Below are 18911 nucleotides of genomic sequence, written 5' to 3'. Positions count from 1 at the left end.
CAGGTTCTGCGTTTAGTTGCCGCGCTCTAAAGTATGGCGCTTAATCCTTTCGTTGCTGTAAGCGGCGCATTGAGCGTTCACGACGGCTCTGCTCACGGCTGCGATCCAGCAATATTTCCTCTATGAATGCCAGGTGACGGTGCGACGCTTCACGCGCCTGCTCCGGTTCCCGGGCAATTATCGCCTCAAAAATACTGCGGCGATGGTTGCTCACCAGTGGGAGCATCTCCCGACGGGCGTATAGCAATTCAAAATTCTGGCGAACATTCTGGGCCATCATCGGCTCCATGCAGCGTAGCAGATGGAGCAGTACCACATTATGTGCCGCTTCGGTGACGGCAATTTGATACTGGACGACGGCATCGGATTCGGCATCAAGATCCCCGGACTCCTGCGCGCGCTCGATCGCCTGATGCAGCTCGCGGATACGCACGCGATCTTCGTCAGTGCCGCGCAATGCGGCGTAATAGGCAGCGATCCCTTCCAGCGCGTGACGCGTTTCGAGGAGGTCAAATTGGGATTCAGGGTGATCGGACAGAAGCTCAACCAGCGGATCGCTGAAGCTCTGCCACAGGCTGTTTTGAACAAAGGTGCCGCCGCCCTGGCGACGAAGCAGCAGGCCCTTGGCTTCGAGACGTTGGATCGCCTCGCGCAGCGAAGGACGGGAAACGTCGAACTGTTTGGCCAGTTCACGTTCCGGCGGAAGTTTTTCACCGGGGCGCAGTGTCCCCTCCAGGATCAAGAACTCCAGTTGCTGCTCAATCACATCGGATAATTTCGGCTGGCGAATTTTGCTGTAGGCCATTGTTCCCTGTCTTAAGCCATTTTGCCCGGAGTAAATTGGTCTTACCAATTTCATGTTCTTGACGCTAAAGTAACAAAGTATTCACCTTCTGTCCATACAGGTTTTGATTGAAATCAGGGAACCCTGCACATTTTAACAACCTTACAGAAATAACGTTTCAGAAATGTAACTTTGCACAAATGAACCCGCTACCACCTTAGAGGTGGATTTAACCAATTTGAAACGCACGCATTGCAAATTGAACCGATTCAGTATGGAAATTAATGAATAACCAGGCATTCACTGAGCTTAATTATTCGTAATTACCTCAGGAGGGTAAAATCACTGTCTGTTACAACTGGTTTCTTTTTATGCAACTCGTCACTACCCCCGCACAAAGCAGGTGCAAACGCCTGCGCTTATCACTATTCTGAGCCTTACGAAAGGCTTACCCCTATATTTCGGAAAGTCCCTTCGTAAACAAAAAAATACAATAAATGGAATTACATCCGTACACGCACACAACAGCGTACATATAATAACCACACACGAGGTTTCATGATGGAAGGTCAACAGCACGGTGAAACGCTGAAGCGCGGCCTTAAAAACCGCCATATTCAGCTTATTGCGCTGGGTGGAGCTATCGGGACTGGCCTGTTTCTGGGCAGCGCATCAGTCATTCAGTCTGCAGGGCCGGGGATTATTCTGGGCTATGCGATCGCCGGTTTTATCGCCTTTTTAATTATGCGTCAGTTGGGCGAGATGGTCGTGGAAGAGCCGGTTGCCGGGTCATTCAGCCATTTTGCCTATAAATACTGGGGTGGTTTTGCCGGATTTGCTTCAGGCTGGAACTACTGGGTACTGTACGTGCTGGTCGCCATGGCGGAACTGACCGCTGTTGGGAAATACATCCAGTTCTGGTGGCCTGAAATCCCGACGTGGGTGTCTGCGGCGGCCTTCTTTGTGATCATCAACGCCATTAACCTCACCAACGTAAAAGTGTTCGGGGAGATGGAGTTCTGGTTCGCCATTATTAAAGTGGTTGCTGTCGTGGCGATGATCCTGTTCGGCGGCTGGCTGCTGTTCAGCGATAACGCAGGCCCGCAGGCCACCGTGCGCAACCTCTGGGAACAGGGCGGATTCCTGCCTAACGGCTTTACCGGACTGGTGATGATGATGGCGATCATCATGTTCTCCTTCGGCGGGCTGGAGCTGGTCGGCATTACTGCCGCAGAAGCTGACAACCCGGAAGTGAGCATTCCGAAAGCCACCAACCAGGTCATCTACCGTATTCTGATCTTCTATGTGGGTTCACTGGCCGTGCTGCTCTCCCTGCTGCCGTGGACGCGCGTGACCGCCGACACCAGCCCGTTTGTACTGATTTTCCACGAACTGGGCGACACGCTGGTAGCGAACGCATTAAACATCGTGGTGCTGACCGCCGCACTGTCGGTCTACAACAGTTGCGTCTACTGCAACAGCCGTATGCTGTTTGGCCTCGCGCAACAGGGTAATGCCCCGAAAGCGCTGGCGAAGGTAGACAAACGTGGCGTACCGGTCGCGACCATCCTGATTTCTGCTCTCTTCACCGCATTGTGCGTGCTGATTAACTACCTGGCACCGGGCGAAGCCTTCGGCCTGCTGATGGCGCTGGTGGTCTCTGCCCTGGTCATCAACTGGGCGATGATAAGCCTGGCGCACATGAAGTTCCGCAAAGCGAAAGATATGCAGGGCGTCAAAACCCGTTTCCCTGCCCTGTTCTACCCGCTGGGTAACTGGATCTGCCTGCTGTTTATGGCGGCGGTGCTGGTGATTATGGCGATGACGCCGGGCATGGCGATCTCCGTCTGGCTGATCCCGGTGTGGGTGATCATTCTGGGGATTGGCTACTTTATTAAGCAGCAAAAAGCGGGCAAGGCGGTTAAAGCGCACTGATCGCTTTTCCCCTCACCCTAACCCTCTCCCCACGGGAGAGGGGACCGAATGTGCATAACTCCGCCCTCCCCCTCTCCCTCAGAAAGAGCGCCGGACTGCCTTTCTCCCTCTCCCTCAGGGAGAGGGCCGGGGTGAGGGTGGACATGTTACCTGCCTCACACTTTCCACCCTACAGCAGCTTTGTCCATACCTGCGCCTCTATCCTGCAACGCAGAAAGCGTTCCGCGCGCGAATAATTCTCTCCATATCTCACTGGGAGTCTCGTCGATGGATAACGCTAAACTATCTGTAAAAGAAAAGATCGGCTACGGAATGGGGGACGCCGGATGTAACATCATCTTTGGCGCTATCATGTTGTTTGTGAATTATTTCTATACGGACATATTTGGTCTGGCCCCGGCGCTGGTGGGCATTTTACTGCTCTCCATCCGGGTAATCGACGCCGTTACCGACCCGCTTATGGGCGCGCTGGCTGACCGTACAAAGAGTAAATATGGGCGATTTCGTCCATGGCTGCTGTGGATTGCCGTGCCTTATGCGGTGTTCAGCGTGCTGATGTTTACCACGCCGGACTGGACCTACAATAGCAAAGTTGTCTATGCGTTTATCACCTACTTCCTGCTGTCGCTGACCTATACCGCCATTAACATTCCCTATTGCTCGCTCGGCGGTGTTATCACCAACGATCCAAAAGAGCGCGTTGCCTGCCAGTCCTATCGCTTTGTGCTGGTAGGGATTGCCACCCTGCTGCTGTCGCTGACCCTGCTGCCGATGGCGGAGTGGTTCGGCGGTGAAGACAAAGCCAAAGGCTACCAGATGGCGATGACGGTACTGGCCTTCATCGGCATGTGTATGTTTTTGTACTGCTTCGCCACCGTGCGCGAGCGCGTGAAGCCCGCCGTTCCGACCAACGACGATCTGAAAAAAGACTTCAGAGACGTGTGGAAGAACGATCAGTGGGTGCGCATTTTGCTGCTGACGCTCAGCAACGTATGCCCCGGCTTTATCCGCATGGCGGCGACCATGTACTACGTCACCTGGGTAATGGGCCAAAGCACCCATTTCGCCACCCTGTTTATCAGCCTTGGCGTAGTCGGCATGATGATCGGCAGTATGCTGGCGAAAGTGCTCACCGACCGCTGGTGCAAACTCAAAGTCTTCTTCTGGACGAATATCGCGCTGGCGCTTTTCTCCATTGGCTTCTATTTCGTCAATCCGCAAGCCACGCTGCTGGTGGTGGTGCTCTACTTCCTGCTTAACATCCTGCACCAGATCCCTTCCCCGCTACACTGGTCGCTGATGGCTGACGTGGACGATTACGGCGAGTGGAAAACCGGCAAGCGTATTACCGGGATCAGCTTTTCCGGCAACCTGTTCTTCCTGAAAGTCGGGCTGGCGGTAGCCGGCGCGATGGTCGGCTTCCTGCTCTCCTGGTATGGTTACGACGCCGGTGCGAAGTCGCAAAGTGCGACTGCCATTAACGGCATCATGCTGCTGTTTACCGTGATCCCAGGCGTGGGCTATCTGATCACCGCAGGCGTGGTCCGTCTGCTGAAAGTTGACCGCGAACTGATGAAGCGCATCCAGGCCGATCTGGATAAACGTCGCACGAATTACCGCGAACTGGGCGACGCCCATTCACAGCAAGCGGCTGAAACTGTAAGGAACGCGTAATGAAAAACTGGCCGAATCCCTTTATTGAACAGCGCGCCGACCCGTTTATTTTACGTCATGACGGCGCGTACTATTTCGTTGCCTCGGTGCCGGAATATGACCGGCTGGAGATCCGTCGCGCCGCCACCCTTGAAGGGCTGCGTGAAGCAAACCCGGTCGTGGTGTGGCGTAAACCCGCTACCGGGCCGATGAGCCAGCTTATCTGGGCCCCGGAACTGCACCACATCGACGGCAAATGGTATCTCTATTACGCCGCTACCCACACGCACGATCTTGATGCGCTGAATATGTTCCAGCACCGCATGTTTGCGCTCGAATGTGCAGACAGCGATCCGCTCACCGGGCGCTGGACGGAAAAAGGCCAGGTCATCACGCCGTTTGATTCGTTCTGCCTGGACGCCACCACCTTCCGTCATCAGGGACGGCAGTGGTATTTATGGGCGCAAAAAGATCCGGCGATCGCCGGGAATTCGAACCTGTACCTGGCGGAGCTGGAAAACCCATGGACGCTCAAAAGCCCGCCGGTGATGCTGAGTAAACCGGAGTTTGACTGGGAGTGCCGGGGTTTTCTGGTCAACGAAGGGCCGGCGGTGATCGTTCACGGCGACAGGCTGTTTGTAACCTACTCCGCCAGTGCGACCGATGAAAATTACTGCCTGGGCCTGCTGTGGATCGATATCCATGCCGACCCGCAAAACCCGGGCAACTGGCATAAATCGCCGCAGCCGGTGTTCACCACCAGCTATGAAAATAAGCAATATGGACCCGGACACAACAGCTTTACGCAAACGCCGGAAGGGGAAGACGTGCTGGTTTACCACGCGCGGAACTACACGGAAATTGAAGGCGACCCGCTGTATGACCCTAACCGCCACACGCGGCTTAAACTGATTCACTGGCAGGATGACGGGATGCCGGACTTTGGCGTCCCGCCAGCCGACAGTCAGTAAGTTCCATGCCGGGTCGCGCAACGCCACCCGGCATTTTTATTTACACCAGCGTGCCGTAAATCGTCAGCAACGCCACCACGACCACCACCACAAAAGAAGTTTTCTTGGCCATCGAAACGGCGGCTTTCGGCGTTTCGACTTTATCCATGTGCGGCTCACGGGCCAGCGAGAACTGCGCCAGACGCGTCAGCACCTGGTATTGCGAGGAGTGGCGATCGGTCAGGGACGCAAACCACGCGGGCAGCGCTTTTTCACCGTGGCCGATCAGGGCATAAAACACGCCAACCAGACGCACCGGCACCCAGTCCAGCACATGCAAAATGGCATCAATGGCGGATTGCTGACGCTGGTGCGGAAGCTGGTAACGCGCCAGCCACGACTGCCATGCGCGTAAAAACGCATAGCCGACCAGCGTTACTGGTCCCCACACGCCCCCGACGATAAACCAGAACAGCGGTGCCAGGTAATAGCGGAAATTAATCCACAGCAGCGCATTTTGCAGCTCCCGCAGATATTCGCGCTCGTCGCAATCTGGCGGCACGCCATGGATCAGCGTCAGCTCACTCGCCATCGCGTTACGCGCATGGCTGTCGTTTTGCGAGGCGGCTTTCAGGTAGGCGTGATAATGCAGGCGCACTTTCCCCGCGCCGATGCACAGCAGCCCCAACATGATCCATACCACCAGCAGCGGCACGTTGAAAAACAGGCCGTACAGTGCGCGCAGCACAAGGAATGTCGCCAGCATCGCCAGCGCGGTCATAAAAATCGTCCGCAGCAAAGAGAAGTGCTTCACCCGGCGGAACAGGACTTCGAGACGGTGATCGAGTTGCCAGTGCTCACCGAGTTTAAACAGGCGTTCAGCAATCAAAACCAACAGCAGGGTAAACAACGTCATGTCATCTCCTTATCTGACGAGGGGGCGAGCAGCGCACGGAAGGTGGCCCAGTCAAACGCCGGGCCGGGATCGGTTTTGCGTCCGGGAGCGATATCGCTGTGCCCGGTCATATGGTCAGCCATGGCCGGATAATGGGCGATCAGGGTTTGTGTTACCGCCGCAAGCTGCTGGTATTGCGCGTCCGTATAGGGCAGCGTGTCCGTCCCTTCCAGCTCAATACCAATCGAAAAATCGTTGCAGCGCTCACGACCTTCATAGCAAGACACGCCCGCATGCCAGGCGCGTTTATCAAACGGAACGTACTGGACGATTTCACCATCGCGGCGGATAAGACAGTGGGCGGAGACGCGCAGATGAACAATTTCAGCAAAGAAAGGATCGGCATCAGGATCGAGCGTACCGGTAAAGAGAGCATCGATCCACGGGCCACCAAACTGGCCGGGCGGCAGACTGATATTGTGCACAACCAGTAGCGAGGGTTGCTCATCAATCGGGCGGCAGTCGTAGTGCGGTGACGGCACATGCCGCGCCTCCACCAGCCAGCCCTTGTTTAACTGCATGCAGCATCTCCTTTCAGTGGTACAAAAACAGGCTTCAGAGTAGCATGTTTCACTCTTTTGATTCGTTACCCTTTGTGGAGTTTTATCATGCCGCCTCGCCGCTACAACCCCGACCACCGACGTGACGCGCTGCTTGAACGTATAAATCTGGATATCCCCGCCGCCGTCGCGCAGGCCTTACGCGAAGACCTCGGTGGCGAGGTGGATGCCAGTAACGATATCACCGCACAATTACTGCCCGCTGAAGATCGCGCTCACGCGGTGGTGATCACCCGCGAAGCGGGGATTTTCTGCGGTAAACGCTGGGTTGAAGAAGTGTTTATTCAACTGGCAGGCGATGACGTCAGCGTGACCTGGCATGTGCAGGATGGCGACGCGATCGCCGCCAACCAGCCGCTGTTTGAACTCGACGGCCCGGCGCGCGTGCTGCTAACCGGTGAACGCACCGCGCTGAACTTTGTGCAGACGCTCTCCGGCGTGGCCAGTGAGGTCAGCCGTTATGTTGCTCTGTTGGCGGGCACCAAAACGCAGTTACTGGATACGCGTAAAACGCTGCCCGGCCTGCGCACTGCCCTGAAATATGCGGTACTGTGCGGCGGCGGCGCTAACCACCGCCTCGGTTTGTCGGATGCGTTTTTGATCAAAGAGAACCACATTATCGCCGCAGGCTCCGTGCGTCAGGCGGTGGAGAAAGCCTTCTGGCTGCACCCGGACGTCCCGGTGGAAGTGGAAGTCGAGTCCCTTGATGAGCTGGATGCCGCCTTAAAAGCGGGGGCAGACATCATCATGCTGGATAACTTTGACACCACCCAAATGCGTGAAGCCGTCAGTCGGGCCAACGGTCAGGCGCGTCTTGAAGTCTCCGGCAACGTCACGGCTGAGACGATCCGCGAATACGCCGAAACCGGCGTCGATTACATCTCGGTCGGTGCGCTGACAAAACATGTCCAGGCACTCGATCTGTCGATGCGTTTCCGCTAACCCCCCTTCGAACATAACTGTGTCGGGTGGCGCTTGCGCTTACCCGACCTGTTCCACTCTTTACATTTCCGCTCATTTTGCAGGCCGGGTACGCCTGTTTTTCGGCCATGCTCGCAAACAGTTGGTCTTTACCTGCAAACGCCCTAAAAAATCCTGAAGGCGTTTTCAGAAATCATTTTTTCATCCTCGCCAGCATCACACGCTGCTGCCAAAGTCGCTCCGGGTTAACTAAGGAGTCAGATGATGGACAAGCAAAAAGGATTTACCCTGATCGAGCTGATGGTGGTCATCGGCATTATTTCAATACTGAGCGCTATCAGCGTTCCCGCCTATCAGAATTACCTGCGCAAAGCGGCACTGACCGACATGCTGCAAACCTTCGTTCCTTACCGCACCGCCATTGAATTGTGCGCGCTCGACCATGGCGGGCTGAACGCCTGCGACGCCAGCACCAACGGCATCCCCTCACCGACGACTACCCGCTACGTTTCAGGAATGAGTGTGACCAAAGGCGTGGTCACGCTGACCGGGCAGGAGAGCCTGAACGGGCTTGGCGTCACGCTCAGCCCGCTCTGGGATAATGCCGGGGGAGTGACCGGCTGGCAGCGCGTCTGCAACATTCAGGATAACAGTGCATTGCAGCAGGCCTGCGAAGAGGTCTTTCGCTTTAACGGCGAATAAGGAAGCCCGATGAAACCAGAACAACTGCTGACCTTATGCAAACGCCATCACGCCCTGCTGCTCAGCGACGATGAGCAGAGCATTCATATTGCGGTGATTGATACCCCTTCTGCCGAACTGATGGAGGCGCTGCGTTTTGCCAGCCATAAACGCGTGGAAATAGCCTGCTGGACGCAGGAGCAGATGGATAAGCACCAACAACTGGCAGCGCAGACGCATTTACCGGCCGTCGCTGACGAGGCGGGTTCCGCGGCAGAGGTGCTGAACCAGACTCTGCAGCAGGCGCTCGTGCAACGGGCGTCAGATATTCACTTCGAGCCGGGTGATTCGCAGTTGCGCATTCGCCTGCGCGTGGATGGCGTGCTGCACTCACTGCCGCCCGTGGCCCCTGCCATGGCTGCCACGCTTATCGCGCGTCTTAAAGTTCTCGGCAATCTGGATATTGCCGAGCGCCGACTGCCGCAGGACGGGCAGTTTACCGTTGAGCTTTCCGGCAGAACCGTCTCGTTTCGTATTGCCACCCTGCCGTGTCGCTACGGGGAAAAAGTGGTGCTGCGATTACTGCATCAGGTGAACCAGGCGCTCGATCTTCTCCAGTTGGGCATGACGCCGCCACAGCAGGCACAATTTCAGGCAGCGCTCGCCAAACCCCAGGGGTTATTGCTGGTGACCGGGCCGACCGGCAGCGGGAAAACCGTCACGCTCTACAGTGCCCTGCAAATGCGTAATACCCCCGACGTTAACCTGTGCAGCGTTGAAGATCCGATTGAGATCCCGCTCGCCGGACTTAACCAGACGCAGATCAACCCGCGCGCCGGACTCACTTTTCAGAGCGTACTGCGGGCGCTGCTCCGTCAGGATCCTGACATTGTGATGGTCGGTGAAATCCGCGATGGCGAAACAGCAGAAATTGCCATTAAAGCCTCGCAGACCGGCCATCTGGTGCTTTCCACTTTACATACCAACTCCACCAGCGAGGCGCTCACCCGCATTCAGCAAATGGGCGTCTCGCGCTGGATGATCGCCTCCGCGCTCTCTTTAGTGGTGGCGCAGCGGCTGGTGCGCAAGCTCTGCCCGCACTGCCGCACTCGTGTTCCCGGCGAGAAACTTATCCCGCAGACGTTATGGCCGAGGGAGCTACCGCACTGGCAGGCCAACGGCTGCGAACACTGCTACCACGGTTTTTATGGCCGGGTGGCGCTGTTTGAAGTGCTGACGATCACCAACGCGCTACGACAGGCAATTGCCGATGGTGAACCGGTGAGCGCCATCCAGCACAGGGCGCAGCAGGCGGGCATGACCACCCTTTTCGAAAATGGGTGCCTTGCGGTGGAACAGGGCTTAACCAGCCAGGAGGAGTTATTACGCGTGCTCGGTATCCCCCATGCGGACTAAACAACTGTGGCAGTGGCGTGGTCTGAATCACGCCGGAGAAAATCGCGAGGGCCTGTTATGGGCTGAGGATAAAATCGCCGCCACGCTGACCCTTGAAGCGCGGCAACAGCATCCTCTGCAACTGAAACGCTGCCCGGTGCATACCCGTCTTTGGCAAGGGACGCAGGGCTTGGAACTGATCCGCCAGTTAGCAAGCCTGCTCCAGGCCGGGCTGGTGTTACCGGAGGGATTACGCCTGCTGGCCGACCAGCATCCCGCACATCAGTGGCGGGCGTTACTCCAGGAACTGGCGGATCAGCTTGAAAGCGGTGTCGCGTTATCGGTCGCGATGGCGCAATGGCCGGAAGTGTTTTCACCGCTGTACATCGCCATGATCCGCACCGGGGAGCTGACGGGGAAACTTGATGAATGTTGCCTGGGGCTTGCCAGCCAGCAGAAAGCACAGCAGCAGTTAAAGGCGAAGGTCAAAAAGGCGTTGCGTTACCCGCTGATCGTGCTGTCGCTGGCGTTAGTGATTGTTCTGGCGATGGTTTACCTGGTACTGCCGGAATTTGCCGCCATCTACAGCACATTCAACGTTCCGCTACCGACATTAACGCGCGGCGTTATGGGCCTGTCAGACGTGATTCATCAGTGGGGAGGAGTGGTCATGGCGTTCACCGGACTGATTGCGGTGGCATTAAAACTACTGCGCCGCCATCAGGGGTGGCTGCGCTACAGGCAGCGTGTACTTTTACGAAGCCCTGTTTTTGGCCTTCTGATCCGCGGGCAAATGCTGAGCCAGATTTTTACCGTGCTGGCTTTAACGCAAAAAGCGGGTATCGCGTTCCTGCAAGGTCTGGAGAGTGTGGAGGAGACGTTCTCCTGTCCCTTCTGGCGTGGCGTTCTGCACGATGTGCATCAGGAAGTCAGCCTAGGTTCCCCTATCTGGCTGGCACTGAAAAATAGCGGTCAGTTTACCCCGTTGTGCATCCAGCTTGTCAGAACAGGCGAGGCGTCGGGGGCGCTGGATACCATGCTCGATAACCTTGCCGGGTATCACAGTGAAAAAACGCAGCATCAGGCTGATAACCTGGCGTCGCTACTGGAGCCATTGATGCTGATCGTTACGGGGGTGATTATCGGGACGCTGGTGGTGGCAATGTATCTGCCGATATTCCATCTGGGTGATGCGATGAGCGGGTAAGGAGAAGACTGGCGCAGCAAGAAGCCGCGCCAGTTGCCTGATTAAAGGCTGTTGAAAACGCGGTTTTCCTGCTCCGCAACGCGGATAAAGGTCGTGCGTTTGGTCAACTCTTTCAGACGGGATGCACCCACGTAGGTGCAGGCAGAACGCAGGCCACCGAGGATGTCACGGGCGGTGTTTTCCACCGGACCGCGCAGGGCCAGTTTAACGGTCTTGCCTTCTGCCGCGCGGTAGCCCGCGACACCACCAACATGGCGATTCATGGCGGATTCAGAGCTCATGCCGTAGAACTGCATGAATTTCTCACCGTTTTCTTCAATCACTGTGCCGCCGCTTTCATCGTGGCCCGCCAGCATACCGCCGAGCATGACAAAATCTGCCCCGCCGCCGAACGCTTTTGCCACATCGCCCGGTACGGTACAGCCGCCGTCACTCACGATTTGGCCGCCCAGACCGTGTGCGGCATCCGCGCATTCGATAACGGCAGAGAGCTGCGGATAACCTACGCCCGTTTTAACGCGGGTGGTACAAACGGAGCCCGGACCAATGCCGACTTTCACGATGTCAGCACCGGAGAGGATCAGTTCCTCACACATTTCGCCTGTTACCACATTGCCTGCACAGATGGTTTTTGTTGGCCAGGCTTCGCGGGCTTTCGCGACAAACTGCACAAAATGCTCGGAGTAACCATTCGCCACATCAATACAAACAAAAGTCAGCGCCGGGTTAAGAGCGAGGATCTGTTTGGTTTTTTCGAAGTCGGCGTCAGAGGTACCGGTAGAAACCATCACATGCTTCAGCACGTCGGTCGATTCACGCTCCGCAAATGCCTTCCAGTCTTCCACGCTGTAATGCTTGTGCACGGCCGTCAGGATGTCGAACGACGCCAGCACTTTTGCCATTGCAAACGTTCCCACGGTATCCATGTTAGCGGCGATAACAGGAACGCCAGACCAGGCCATGCCAGAGTGCTTAAAAGTGAATTCGCGTCCCAGTTCAACATCGGAACGGCTTTTGAGGGTAGAGCGTTTAGGGCGGATAAGAACGTCTTTGAAACCTAACTTCAGATCTTCTTCGATACGCATGGACGGATTCCTGGGGTTAATGGCGGAAACGCAAACTGTCTAACACACAACTCCAGTGACGCTATCATACGCACTAAATAGGACGGCGCAAGACTGCGAAAATCTCTTTTTTTACGCTACAATCCTATAAATTTACCTGGCGCAAGGGCAAATTTCGATTAACCTGTCGCCCTGTTTTTTGTTCAAAAGACAACCGATTGATTTACGTGCTAAATAAATTAAGCGGCGTGATTTTTTGACCAACCATTTTGGGATTTTTGCTTTATGGGGTATACGGTCGCCTTAACCGGGGGAATCGGCAGCGGTAAAACGACCGTTGCAAATGCGTTCTCCCGCCTCGGCGTGAACGTGGTTGATGCAGATATTATTGCCCGTCAGGTGGTAGCACCGGGCACACCCGCATTAACTGCCATCTCGGCGCATTTCGGTTCAGACATTCTCAATGCTGACGGCTCGTTAAATCGCCGGGTACTGCGCGAGCGTATCTTCTCCTCTCCGACTGAAAAATCCTGGCTTAACGCCCTGCTCCACCCTTTGATTCATCAGGAAACCCAGCGCCAGCTGGCACAGACTACCTCACCCTATGCACTTTGGGTCGTTCCGCTGCTGGTGGAAAACCAGCTACAGAATCAGGCCGACCGGGTGCTGGTGGTGGATGTCTCACCTGAAACCCAGATTTCCCGCACGATGGGACGCGATGGCGTCACCCGTGAACATGCCGAACATATTCTCGCCGCACAAGCGACCCGAGAAGCACGCCTGGCCGTGGCGAATGATGTTATTGACAATAATGGCGCACCAGATGCTGTGGCATCGGATGTTGCCCGCCTGCATGACGCCTATCTTCACTACGCGTCCCAGGCCGTATCACAGGAAAAACCGTAATGCACACCCACGTCCTATTTGAACACCCGCTCAATGAGAAGATGCGCACCTGGCTGCGCATCGAGTTTTTAACTCAACAGCTTTCCGCCCGTCTGCCGGTCAGTGACCACACCGATGCGTTACATTTTTTCCGTAATGTGGGCGAGTTGCTGGATGTGTTCGAACGCGGTGAAGTTCGTACCGAATTATTAAAAGAGCTTGAGCGCCAGCAGCGTAAACTGAAAGCCTGGGCAGAAGTCCCGGGCGTCGACCAGAACCGTATTGATGCCCTGCGCGAGCAGCTCAGGCAACACAGCACGACGTTAATATCAGCCCCGCGCATTGGTCAGCTTCTGCGTGAAGACAAACTGGTTGGCCTGGTGCGCCAGCGTCTGAGTATTCCCGGCGGGTGCTGTAGTTTTGATATTCCGACGCTGCATCTCTGGCTCTATTTGCCGCAGTCGCAGCGCGATGAGCAGGTCACTACATGGATTAATAGCCTTTCGCCCCTGACGCAGACATTAACCCTGATCCTGGATCTGGTCCGTAACTCGGCTCCTTTTCGCAAGCAGACCAGCCTGAATGGTTTTTATCAGGACAATGGCGATGACGCGGATTTACTGCGTCTGCAACTTGCGCTTGCCGATGAGCTTTACCCGCAAATTTCCGGGCACAAAAGCCGCTTCGCCATCCGTTTTCTGCCGCTCGACAGTGAGAATGGCCTTATCCCTGAGCGTCTGGATTTTGAACTGGCGTGTTGTTAAGAAAGAATGGTGAAGGAAAGAAAATGTCTGACGAAACGCGTGTAAACTGCCCGACCTGCGGCAAAGAAGTCATCTGGGGAGAAGCCAGCCCCTTTCGCCCTTTTTGCTCTAAGCGCTGCCAGCTTATTGACCTGGGAGAATGGGCGGCGGAGGAGAAGCGCATCCCCAGCCGCGGCGATCTCACGGACAGCGACGACTGGAGCGAGGAACAGCCTTAATTCGGCTGGTTTAACCTGGCAATAATGGCGGCGTTCGCGGGCGGGAAATCGTCCGCGTTCAGCGCCGCTTGCGGGATCCAGCTTCCCGGCTGACCTTCACGGCCCCATGGCTCCCCTTCCCAGCTTTCCACCAGATAGACCCACAACGTGATGTGGCGATCCGTATAGGCATACTCCAGCTTGTCGAACGGCTGCGCCGTGTTTACTTTAATGCCCACTTCTTCTTCCAGTTCACGCACCAGCGCCTGTTCGGGCGTTTCACCCGCTTCGATCTTACCGCCCGGGAACTCTTTTTTATTCGCCATGTGCGCATCGGCTGCACGCTGGGTGATAAAAACTTCACCCTGCCCATTGCGAATGATACCGACCGAAATTTGCAGTGTTTTCATAATATTTAATCCATAAAAAAGGCGCAGATCTCTGCGCCTTTGTTTGACTTTACGATGCTTAGCTCAGGCGGCCATGGCACTGTTTGTATTTCTTACCGGAACCGCACGGGCACGGATCGTTACGACCCACTTTACGCTCGCCGGTTTGCGCCGCCAGGGCTGCCGCAGCTTCAGAATCATCGGTCTGATGGCTAAGCTGCTGCATCTGTGCCAGACGCTCAGCTTCCTCACGACGCTGCTGCTCCATCTCTTCCACTTCTTCCGGCATACGCACCTGCACTTTGCTGAGCGTGCTGATCACTTCATATTTCAGTGATTCCAGCATCGCCGCAAACATGGAGAAGGATTCGCGCTTATATTCCTGCTTCGGATCCTTCTGCGCGTAGCCGCGCAGGTGGATACCCTGACGCAGATAATCCATCGCCGCCAGGTGCTCTTTCCACAGGGAATCCAGCGTTTGCAGCATCACGCCTTTTTCGAAGTGACGCATCATTTCGACGCCAACCACTTCTTCTTTGCGCTGATAAACTTCAACCGCCTGGCTCAGAATACGCTCACGCAGCGTTTCTTCGTGCAGTTCCGGCTCTTTATCCAGCCACTCTTTGATCGGCAGATCGAGATCGAAATCATTTTTCAGGCGCTCTTGCAGGCCCGGGATATCCCACATCTCTTCCAGAGACTGCGGCGGGATATGCGCATCGATGGTCGCTTTGAACACGTCTTCACGGATGCTGGTAATGGTTTCGCTCACATCGGACACATCCAGCAGCTCATTACGCTGGCTGTAGATCGCACGACGCTGATCGTTCGCCACATCATCGTATTCCAGCAGTTGCTTACGAATATCAAAGTTGCGGCTTTCGACTTTACGCTGCGCGTTGGCAATGGCTTTAGTGACCCACGGATGTTCAATTGCTTCACCCGGTTTCATCCCCAGTTTACGCATCATGCCGGAAACGCGATCGGAGGCGAAAATGCGCATCAGGGCATCTTCCATCGACAGGTAGAAGCGCGAAGAACCCGCATCACCCTGACGACCGGAACGGCCACGCAACTGGTTATCGATACGACGCGATTCATGGCGCTCAGTACCAATGATGTGCAGACCGCCGGAAGCCAGTACCGCTTCGTGACGCACCTGCCAGTCGGCTTTCACCTGAGCGATTTGCTCCGGCGTCGGCTCGTCTATGTCAGCGATTTCTGCCTGCCAGCTACCGCCGAGCACGATATCCGTACCACGACCCGCCATGTTGGTGGCGATGGTGACCGCTGCCGGATAACCCGCCTGAGCAACGATTGCCGCTTCGTTGGCGTGGAATTTGGCGTTCAGTACGTTGTGCGCAATGCCCGCTTTCGTCAGCTCATGGGAAACCACTTCGGATTTTTCGATGGAGATGGTCCCCACCAGCACCGGCTGGCCGTTAGCCGTACGCTCTTTGATGTCTTCAATAATCGCCTGAATTTTTTCCGCTTCGGTCATGTAGACCAGATCGGGCAGATCTTTACGGATCATCGGACGGTTGGTCGGGACCACCACGGTATCGAGTTTATAAATAGAGCTAAATTCGAACGCTTCGGTATCGGCAGTACCGGTCATACCGGCCAGTTTTTCATACAGACGGAAGTAGTTCTGGAAGGTGATGGACGCCAGCGTCTGGTTCTCGTTCTGGATCTGCACGCCTTCTTTCGCTTCCACAGCCTGATGCAGACCATCGGACCAGCGGCGGCCCTGCATGGTACGGCCTGTGTGTTCATCGACGATAATGACTTCGCCATCTTTTACGATGTAGTCAACGTCGCGGGTGAACAGCACGTGCGCGCGCAGGGCGGCGGTAACGTGGTGCATCAGCATGATGTTCGTCGGAGAATACAGCGACTCACCTTCGTCCATGATGCCTTCCTGCACCAGCAGCTCTTCGATCAGCACCAGGCCGCGCTCGGTCAGGTTAACCTGACGCGATTTTTCATCGACGGAGAAGTGCCCTTCACCCTGGAAGGTGTCGGAATCTTCTTTTTCCTGACGGATCAGGTTAGGGATGATTTTATTAACGCGTTTGTACATCTCAGAGCTGTCTTCAGCCGGACCGGAGATGATCAGCGGCGTACGGGCTTCATCGATAAGAATGGAGTCCACCTCATCGACCAGCGCATAGTGAAGTTTGCGCTGCACGCGCTCTTCCGGGCTGAACGCCATGTTGTCACGCAGGTAGTCGAAGCCATATTCGTTGTTGGTGCCGTAGGTGATGTCGGCCGCATAGGCTTCGCGCTTTGCCGGGGCAGGCATGTTTGGCAGGTTGATGCCCACGGTCAGACCGAGGAATTCAAACAGCGGACGGTTATTTTCGGCATCACGTTGCGCCAGGTAGTCGTTGACGGTAACCACGTGCACACCTTTGCCGCTCAACGCATTCAGATAAGCAGGCAGGGTCGCGGTCAGGGTTTTACCTTCACCAGTACGCATTTCTGCGATGCAGCGTTCATTAAGCACCATACCGCCCAGCAGCTGTACGTCAAAGTGACGCATGCCAAAGACGCGTTTACTGGCTTCACGCACAACGGCGAAGGCTTCAGGGATCAGGCTTTCAACAGTTTCGCCCTTTTCCAGGCGCGCACGAAACTCACTGGTTTTAGCTTTCAGCTCGTCGTCTGAAAGCTTCTCCATGGTCGGCTCCATGCCGTTAATAATGTTTACTGCCTTGCGCATACGACGCAGCGTACGATCGTTACGACTTCCGAAAACTTTAGTTAATAAATTGATTAGCATAATAAAATCTCAAACGCCCCGCCGTGCGGAGTTATAAAATAAAGGATAGTGAAACGGTTTAGCTGAGGCGTTGAGGTCCGGCGCGGATGCCCTGCACCTGGCTTAACCAGGTGGCAATGGTAAACGCCGGTTGCGGCAGGGAAAAGGTGATCGCCGACTGACGAATAATGACAGGCGGCTTGCTCTCTTGCGTTAAAAGCGCGTTGAGCGTATCCAGCAACGCAAGGTGATGCGCCTGGACGGGTAAAGGCTCTTCAGCAACGGAACGCGTTTGCGGTGCCATCGCAAAGGAAAGATGGCGAATAACCGTGCGTATCGCGTGCTGATGCCAGTAATCGACAGTGAAATTAGGACGGCGATTGGCTTCCAGCAGGGCAAGGCTGGTGAAATTAACCGGCCTTATGCGGTTATGATTACTGGCAGCAGTTTTAGCAGGTTCAGCAGAGTCGGTATTATTGAGCGCGGGCAGGCCGAGACTCGCCGCGACCATCCCCAACAAGAGATGCGGCCAGAAATAGCGTCTGCCAAATTGTCGCCAGCGCGTCAGTAATCCGCTCACTTACCCCACCATAAATTGGTCAAACCTGCACAGATGAATTCGATGTATGTAATTGTGCGCCCAAATATTACCACTAATGCCAGGGCACGGCAGCAGTAATGACGAAAGAGAGGCCGTAAAAGTGCTTAAGAAAACAGCGATCGCACGCATAAACATAAAAGGTAGAAAAAGCAGGATTAACGCGGCTGGCGCAAAACAGGAGACAAAAGGCTAAAAACAAAAACGACTGGCGCTCCTGACCGGAGAGAGTGCCAGGTTAACCAGTCGAATTTATAGAATGGTCTAAGCTGTTACGCCAGAACCATTGTCGGTGCTTTGAAGGCCAACGGCATTTCTGCCTCGTCCTGGAAAGTCACATATTCCCAGGCTTCCTGTTTTGCCAGGACTGCCTGCAACAGTTTGTTGTTCAGTGCATGACCGGATTTGAACGCGGTAAAAGCACCAATGATATTGTGACCACACATGAACAGGTCGCCAATCGCATCCAGCATTTTGTGACGCACAAACTCGTCTTCAAAACGCAGACCGTCTTCGTTCAGTACGCGATAATCGTCAACAACGATGGCACAATCGAAGCTGCCGCCCAGGCACAGGCCACGGGACTGCAAATATTCGATATCACGCATAAAACCAAACGTACGTGCGCGGCTAATCTGGCGCATAAACGCATCAGCAGAGAAGTTCATCGCATAGCGCTGGCTGCTGGCATCAATCGCTGGATGGTTAAAATCGATGGTAAAGTCCAGCGAAAAACCATTAAACGGTTTGAATTCAGCCCATTTGTCGCCATCTTCGACGCGAACGGTCTCTTTAATGCGCACGAATTTCTTCGCGCAGTTCAGTTCTTCAATACCTGCGTCCAGCAACAGGTAAACGAACGGTGCGGCACTGCCATCCATAATCGGGATTTCAGGCGCATCGACTTCAATCATGATGTTGTCGATACCCAGCCCTGCGAGAGCAGCGTTAAGGTGCTCTACGGTGGAAATCCGCACGTCATGCTCGTTGACCAGGCAAGTACAGAGCATTGTATCACGCACAGATTTGGCATCAGCCGGGAAATCCACCGGTGGATTCAAGTCAGTGCGACGATAGATGACCCCGGTATTGGCCGGCGCAGGGCGCAACGTCAGTGTGACCTTTTTGCCGGTATGTAAACCGACACCAGTCGCCTGAACGATACGTTTAAGTGTCCTTTGTTTGATCATCGTATAATCTCGCCAAATT

Annotated in this window: 18 protein-coding genes; 10 read left to right on the top strand and 8 right to left on the bottom strand. The window is 55.2% G+C overall.

Annotated elements, in window-relative coordinates:
- Positions 1 to 40: 40 nt before the first annotated feature.
- Positions 41 to 805, bottom strand: a complete 765-nt coding sequence (gene pdhR, locus BM373_RS12980; protein ID WP_090462040.1) for a pyruvate dehydrogenase complex transcriptional repressor PdhR — start codon at positions 803 to 805, stop codon at positions 41 to 43.
- Positions 806 to 1342: 537 nt separating this feature from the next.
- Between pdhR and aroP the strand changes: the two genes are divergently transcribed.
- The 3 genes from aroP (at position 1343) to BM373_RS12965 (ending at position 5343) form a co-directional block, all read left to right on the top strand.
- Positions 1343 to 2719: an aromatic amino acid transporter AroP gene (aroP, locus tag BM373_RS12975; protein ID WP_090462038.1), complete on the top strand. Its 1377-nt coding sequence runs from the start codon at positions 1343 to 1345 to the stop codon at positions 2717 to 2719.
- Positions 2720 to 2986: 267 nt separating this feature from the next.
- Positions 2987 to 4393: a glycoside-pentoside-hexuronide (GPH):cation symporter gene (locus BM373_RS12970; protein WP_090462036.1), complete on the top strand. Its 1407-nt coding sequence runs from the start codon at positions 2987 to 2989 to the stop codon at positions 4391 to 4393.
- A complete protein-coding gene (locus tag BM373_RS12965) occupies positions 4393 to 5343 on the top strand; it encodes a glycoside hydrolase family 43 protein (protein WP_090462034.1) in 951 nt (316 codons plus the stop codon). The genes BM373_RS12970 and BM373_RS12965 overlap by 1 nt, the downstream gene beginning before the upstream one ends.
- A gap of 40 nt (positions 5344 to 5383) precedes the next feature.
- Here BM373_RS12965 and ampE read toward each other — a convergent pair whose 3' ends face one another.
- Together ampE and ampD are read right to left on the bottom strand one after the other, a co-directional pair.
- The gene (ampE, locus tag BM373_RS12960) at positions 5384 to 6238 is read right to left on the bottom strand and encodes a beta-lactamase regulator AmpE (protein WP_090462032.1); all 855 of its coding nucleotides are present in this window, start codon (positions 6236 to 6238) and stop codon (positions 5384 to 5386) included.
- Complete coding sequence (gene ampD, locus BM373_RS12955; RefSeq protein ID WP_090462030.1) at positions 6235 to 6798, bottom strand: 1,6-anhydro-N-acetylmuramyl-L-alanine amidase AmpD; 564 nt, start codon at positions 6796 to 6798, stop codon at positions 6235 to 6237. The genes ampE and ampD overlap by 4 nt, the downstream gene beginning before the upstream one ends.
- 87 nt (positions 6799 to 6885) lie before the next feature.
- On the opposite strand from ampD, the gene nadC reads away from it, so the two are divergent.
- The 4 genes from nadC to hofC all read left to right on the top strand — a co-directional run bounded on the left by nadC (position 6886) and on the right by hofC (position 11041).
- Positions 6886 to 7779 carry a carboxylating nicotinate-nucleotide diphosphorylase gene (nadC, locus tag BM373_RS12950; protein ID WP_090462028.1) on the top strand — a complete coding sequence of 298 codons (894 nt, stop codon included), beginning with the start codon at positions 6886 to 6888 and terminating at the stop codon, positions 7777 to 7779.
- 243 nt (positions 7780 to 8022) lie between these two features.
- On the top strand, positions 8023 to 8460 hold the full coding sequence (gene ppdD / locus BM373_RS12945) for a prepilin peptidase-dependent pilin (RefSeq protein ID WP_090462026.1): 438 nt from the start codon (positions 8023 to 8025) through the stop codon (positions 8458 to 8460).
- Positions 8461 to 8469: 9 nt separating this feature from the next.
- On the top strand, positions 8470 to 9855 hold the full coding sequence (gspE, locus tag BM373_RS12940) for a type II secretion system protein GspE (RefSeq protein ID WP_090462024.1): 1386 nt from the start codon (positions 8470 to 8472) through the stop codon (positions 9853 to 9855).
- Positions 9845 to 11041: a protein transport protein HofC gene (gene hofC, locus BM373_RS12935; RefSeq protein ID WP_090462022.1), complete on the top strand. Its 1197-nt coding sequence runs from the start codon at positions 9845 to 9847 to the stop codon at positions 11039 to 11041. The genes gspE and hofC overlap by 11 nt, the downstream gene beginning before the upstream one ends.
- A gap of 41 nt (positions 11042 to 11082) precedes the next feature.
- On the opposite strand, the gene BM373_RS12930 is transcribed toward hofC, so the two are convergent.
- A complete protein-coding gene (locus tag BM373_RS12930) occupies positions 11083 to 12126 on the bottom strand; it encodes a GMP reductase (protein WP_090462021.1) in 1044 nt (347 codons plus the stop codon).
- A gap of 264 nt (positions 12127 to 12390) precedes the next feature.
- On the opposite strand from BM373_RS12930, the gene coaE reads away from it, so the two are divergent.
- The 3 genes from coaE to yacG are packed head-to-tail and all read left to right on the top strand — an operon-like array spanning position 12391 to position 13972.
- On the top strand, positions 12391 to 13011 hold the full coding sequence (gene coaE / locus BM373_RS12925; protein ID WP_090462019.1) for a dephospho-CoA kinase: 621 nt from the start codon (positions 12391 to 12393) through the stop codon (positions 13009 to 13011).
- Positions 13011 to 13754, top strand: a complete 744-nt coding sequence (zapD, locus tag BM373_RS12920; protein ID WP_090462017.1) for a cell division protein ZapD — start codon at positions 13011 to 13013, stop codon at positions 13752 to 13754. The genes coaE and zapD overlap by 1 nt, the downstream gene beginning before the upstream one ends.
- 23 nt (positions 13755 to 13777) lie before the next feature.
- Positions 13778 to 13972 carry a DNA gyrase inhibitor YacG gene (gene yacG, locus BM373_RS12915; protein ID WP_090462015.1) on the top strand — a complete coding sequence of 65 codons (195 nt, stop codon included), beginning with the start codon at positions 13778 to 13780 and terminating at the stop codon, positions 13970 to 13972.
- On the opposite strand, the gene mutT is transcribed toward yacG, so the two are convergent.
- The 4 genes from mutT to lpxC all read right to left on the bottom strand — a co-directional run bounded on the left by mutT (position 13969) and on the right by lpxC (position 18892).
- A complete protein-coding gene (mutT, locus tag BM373_RS12910) occupies positions 13969 to 14361 on the bottom strand; it encodes an 8-oxo-dGTP diphosphatase MutT (RefSeq protein WP_090462013.1) in 393 nt (130 codons plus the stop codon). The two genes, yacG and mutT, sit on opposite strands and share 4 nt — an antisense overlap.
- A gap of 58 nt (positions 14362 to 14419) precedes the next feature.
- Complete coding sequence (gene secA / locus BM373_RS12905) at positions 14420 to 17125, bottom strand: preprotein translocase subunit SecA (RefSeq protein WP_090462012.1); 2706 nt, start codon at positions 17123 to 17125, stop codon at positions 14420 to 14422.
- Between the two features lie 58 nt (positions 17126 to 17183).
- Positions 17184 to 17684 (bottom strand): secA translation cis-regulator SecM, encoded by a 501-nt coding sequence (gene secM, locus BM373_RS12900; RefSeq protein WP_090462010.1) that lies wholly within the window; start codon positions 17682 to 17684, stop codon positions 17184 to 17186.
- A gap of 290 nt (positions 17685 to 17974) precedes the next feature.
- Positions 17975 to 18892, bottom strand: a complete 918-nt coding sequence (gene lpxC / locus BM373_RS12895; protein WP_090462008.1) for a UDP-3-O-acyl-N-acetylglucosamine deacetylase — start codon at positions 18890 to 18892, stop codon at positions 17975 to 17977.
- Between the last annotated feature and the right edge of the window lie 19 nt (positions 18893 to 18911).

The sequence above is a fragment of the Enterobacter sp. kpr-6 genome (assembly GCF_900116015.1).
Classification (GTDB): domain Bacteria; phylum Pseudomonadota; class Gammaproteobacteria; order Enterobacterales; family Enterobacteriaceae; genus Enterobacter_D.
Note: the sequence above shows the minus strand (reverse complement) of the source record. Positions and strands in the feature narration are given on the sequence as shown.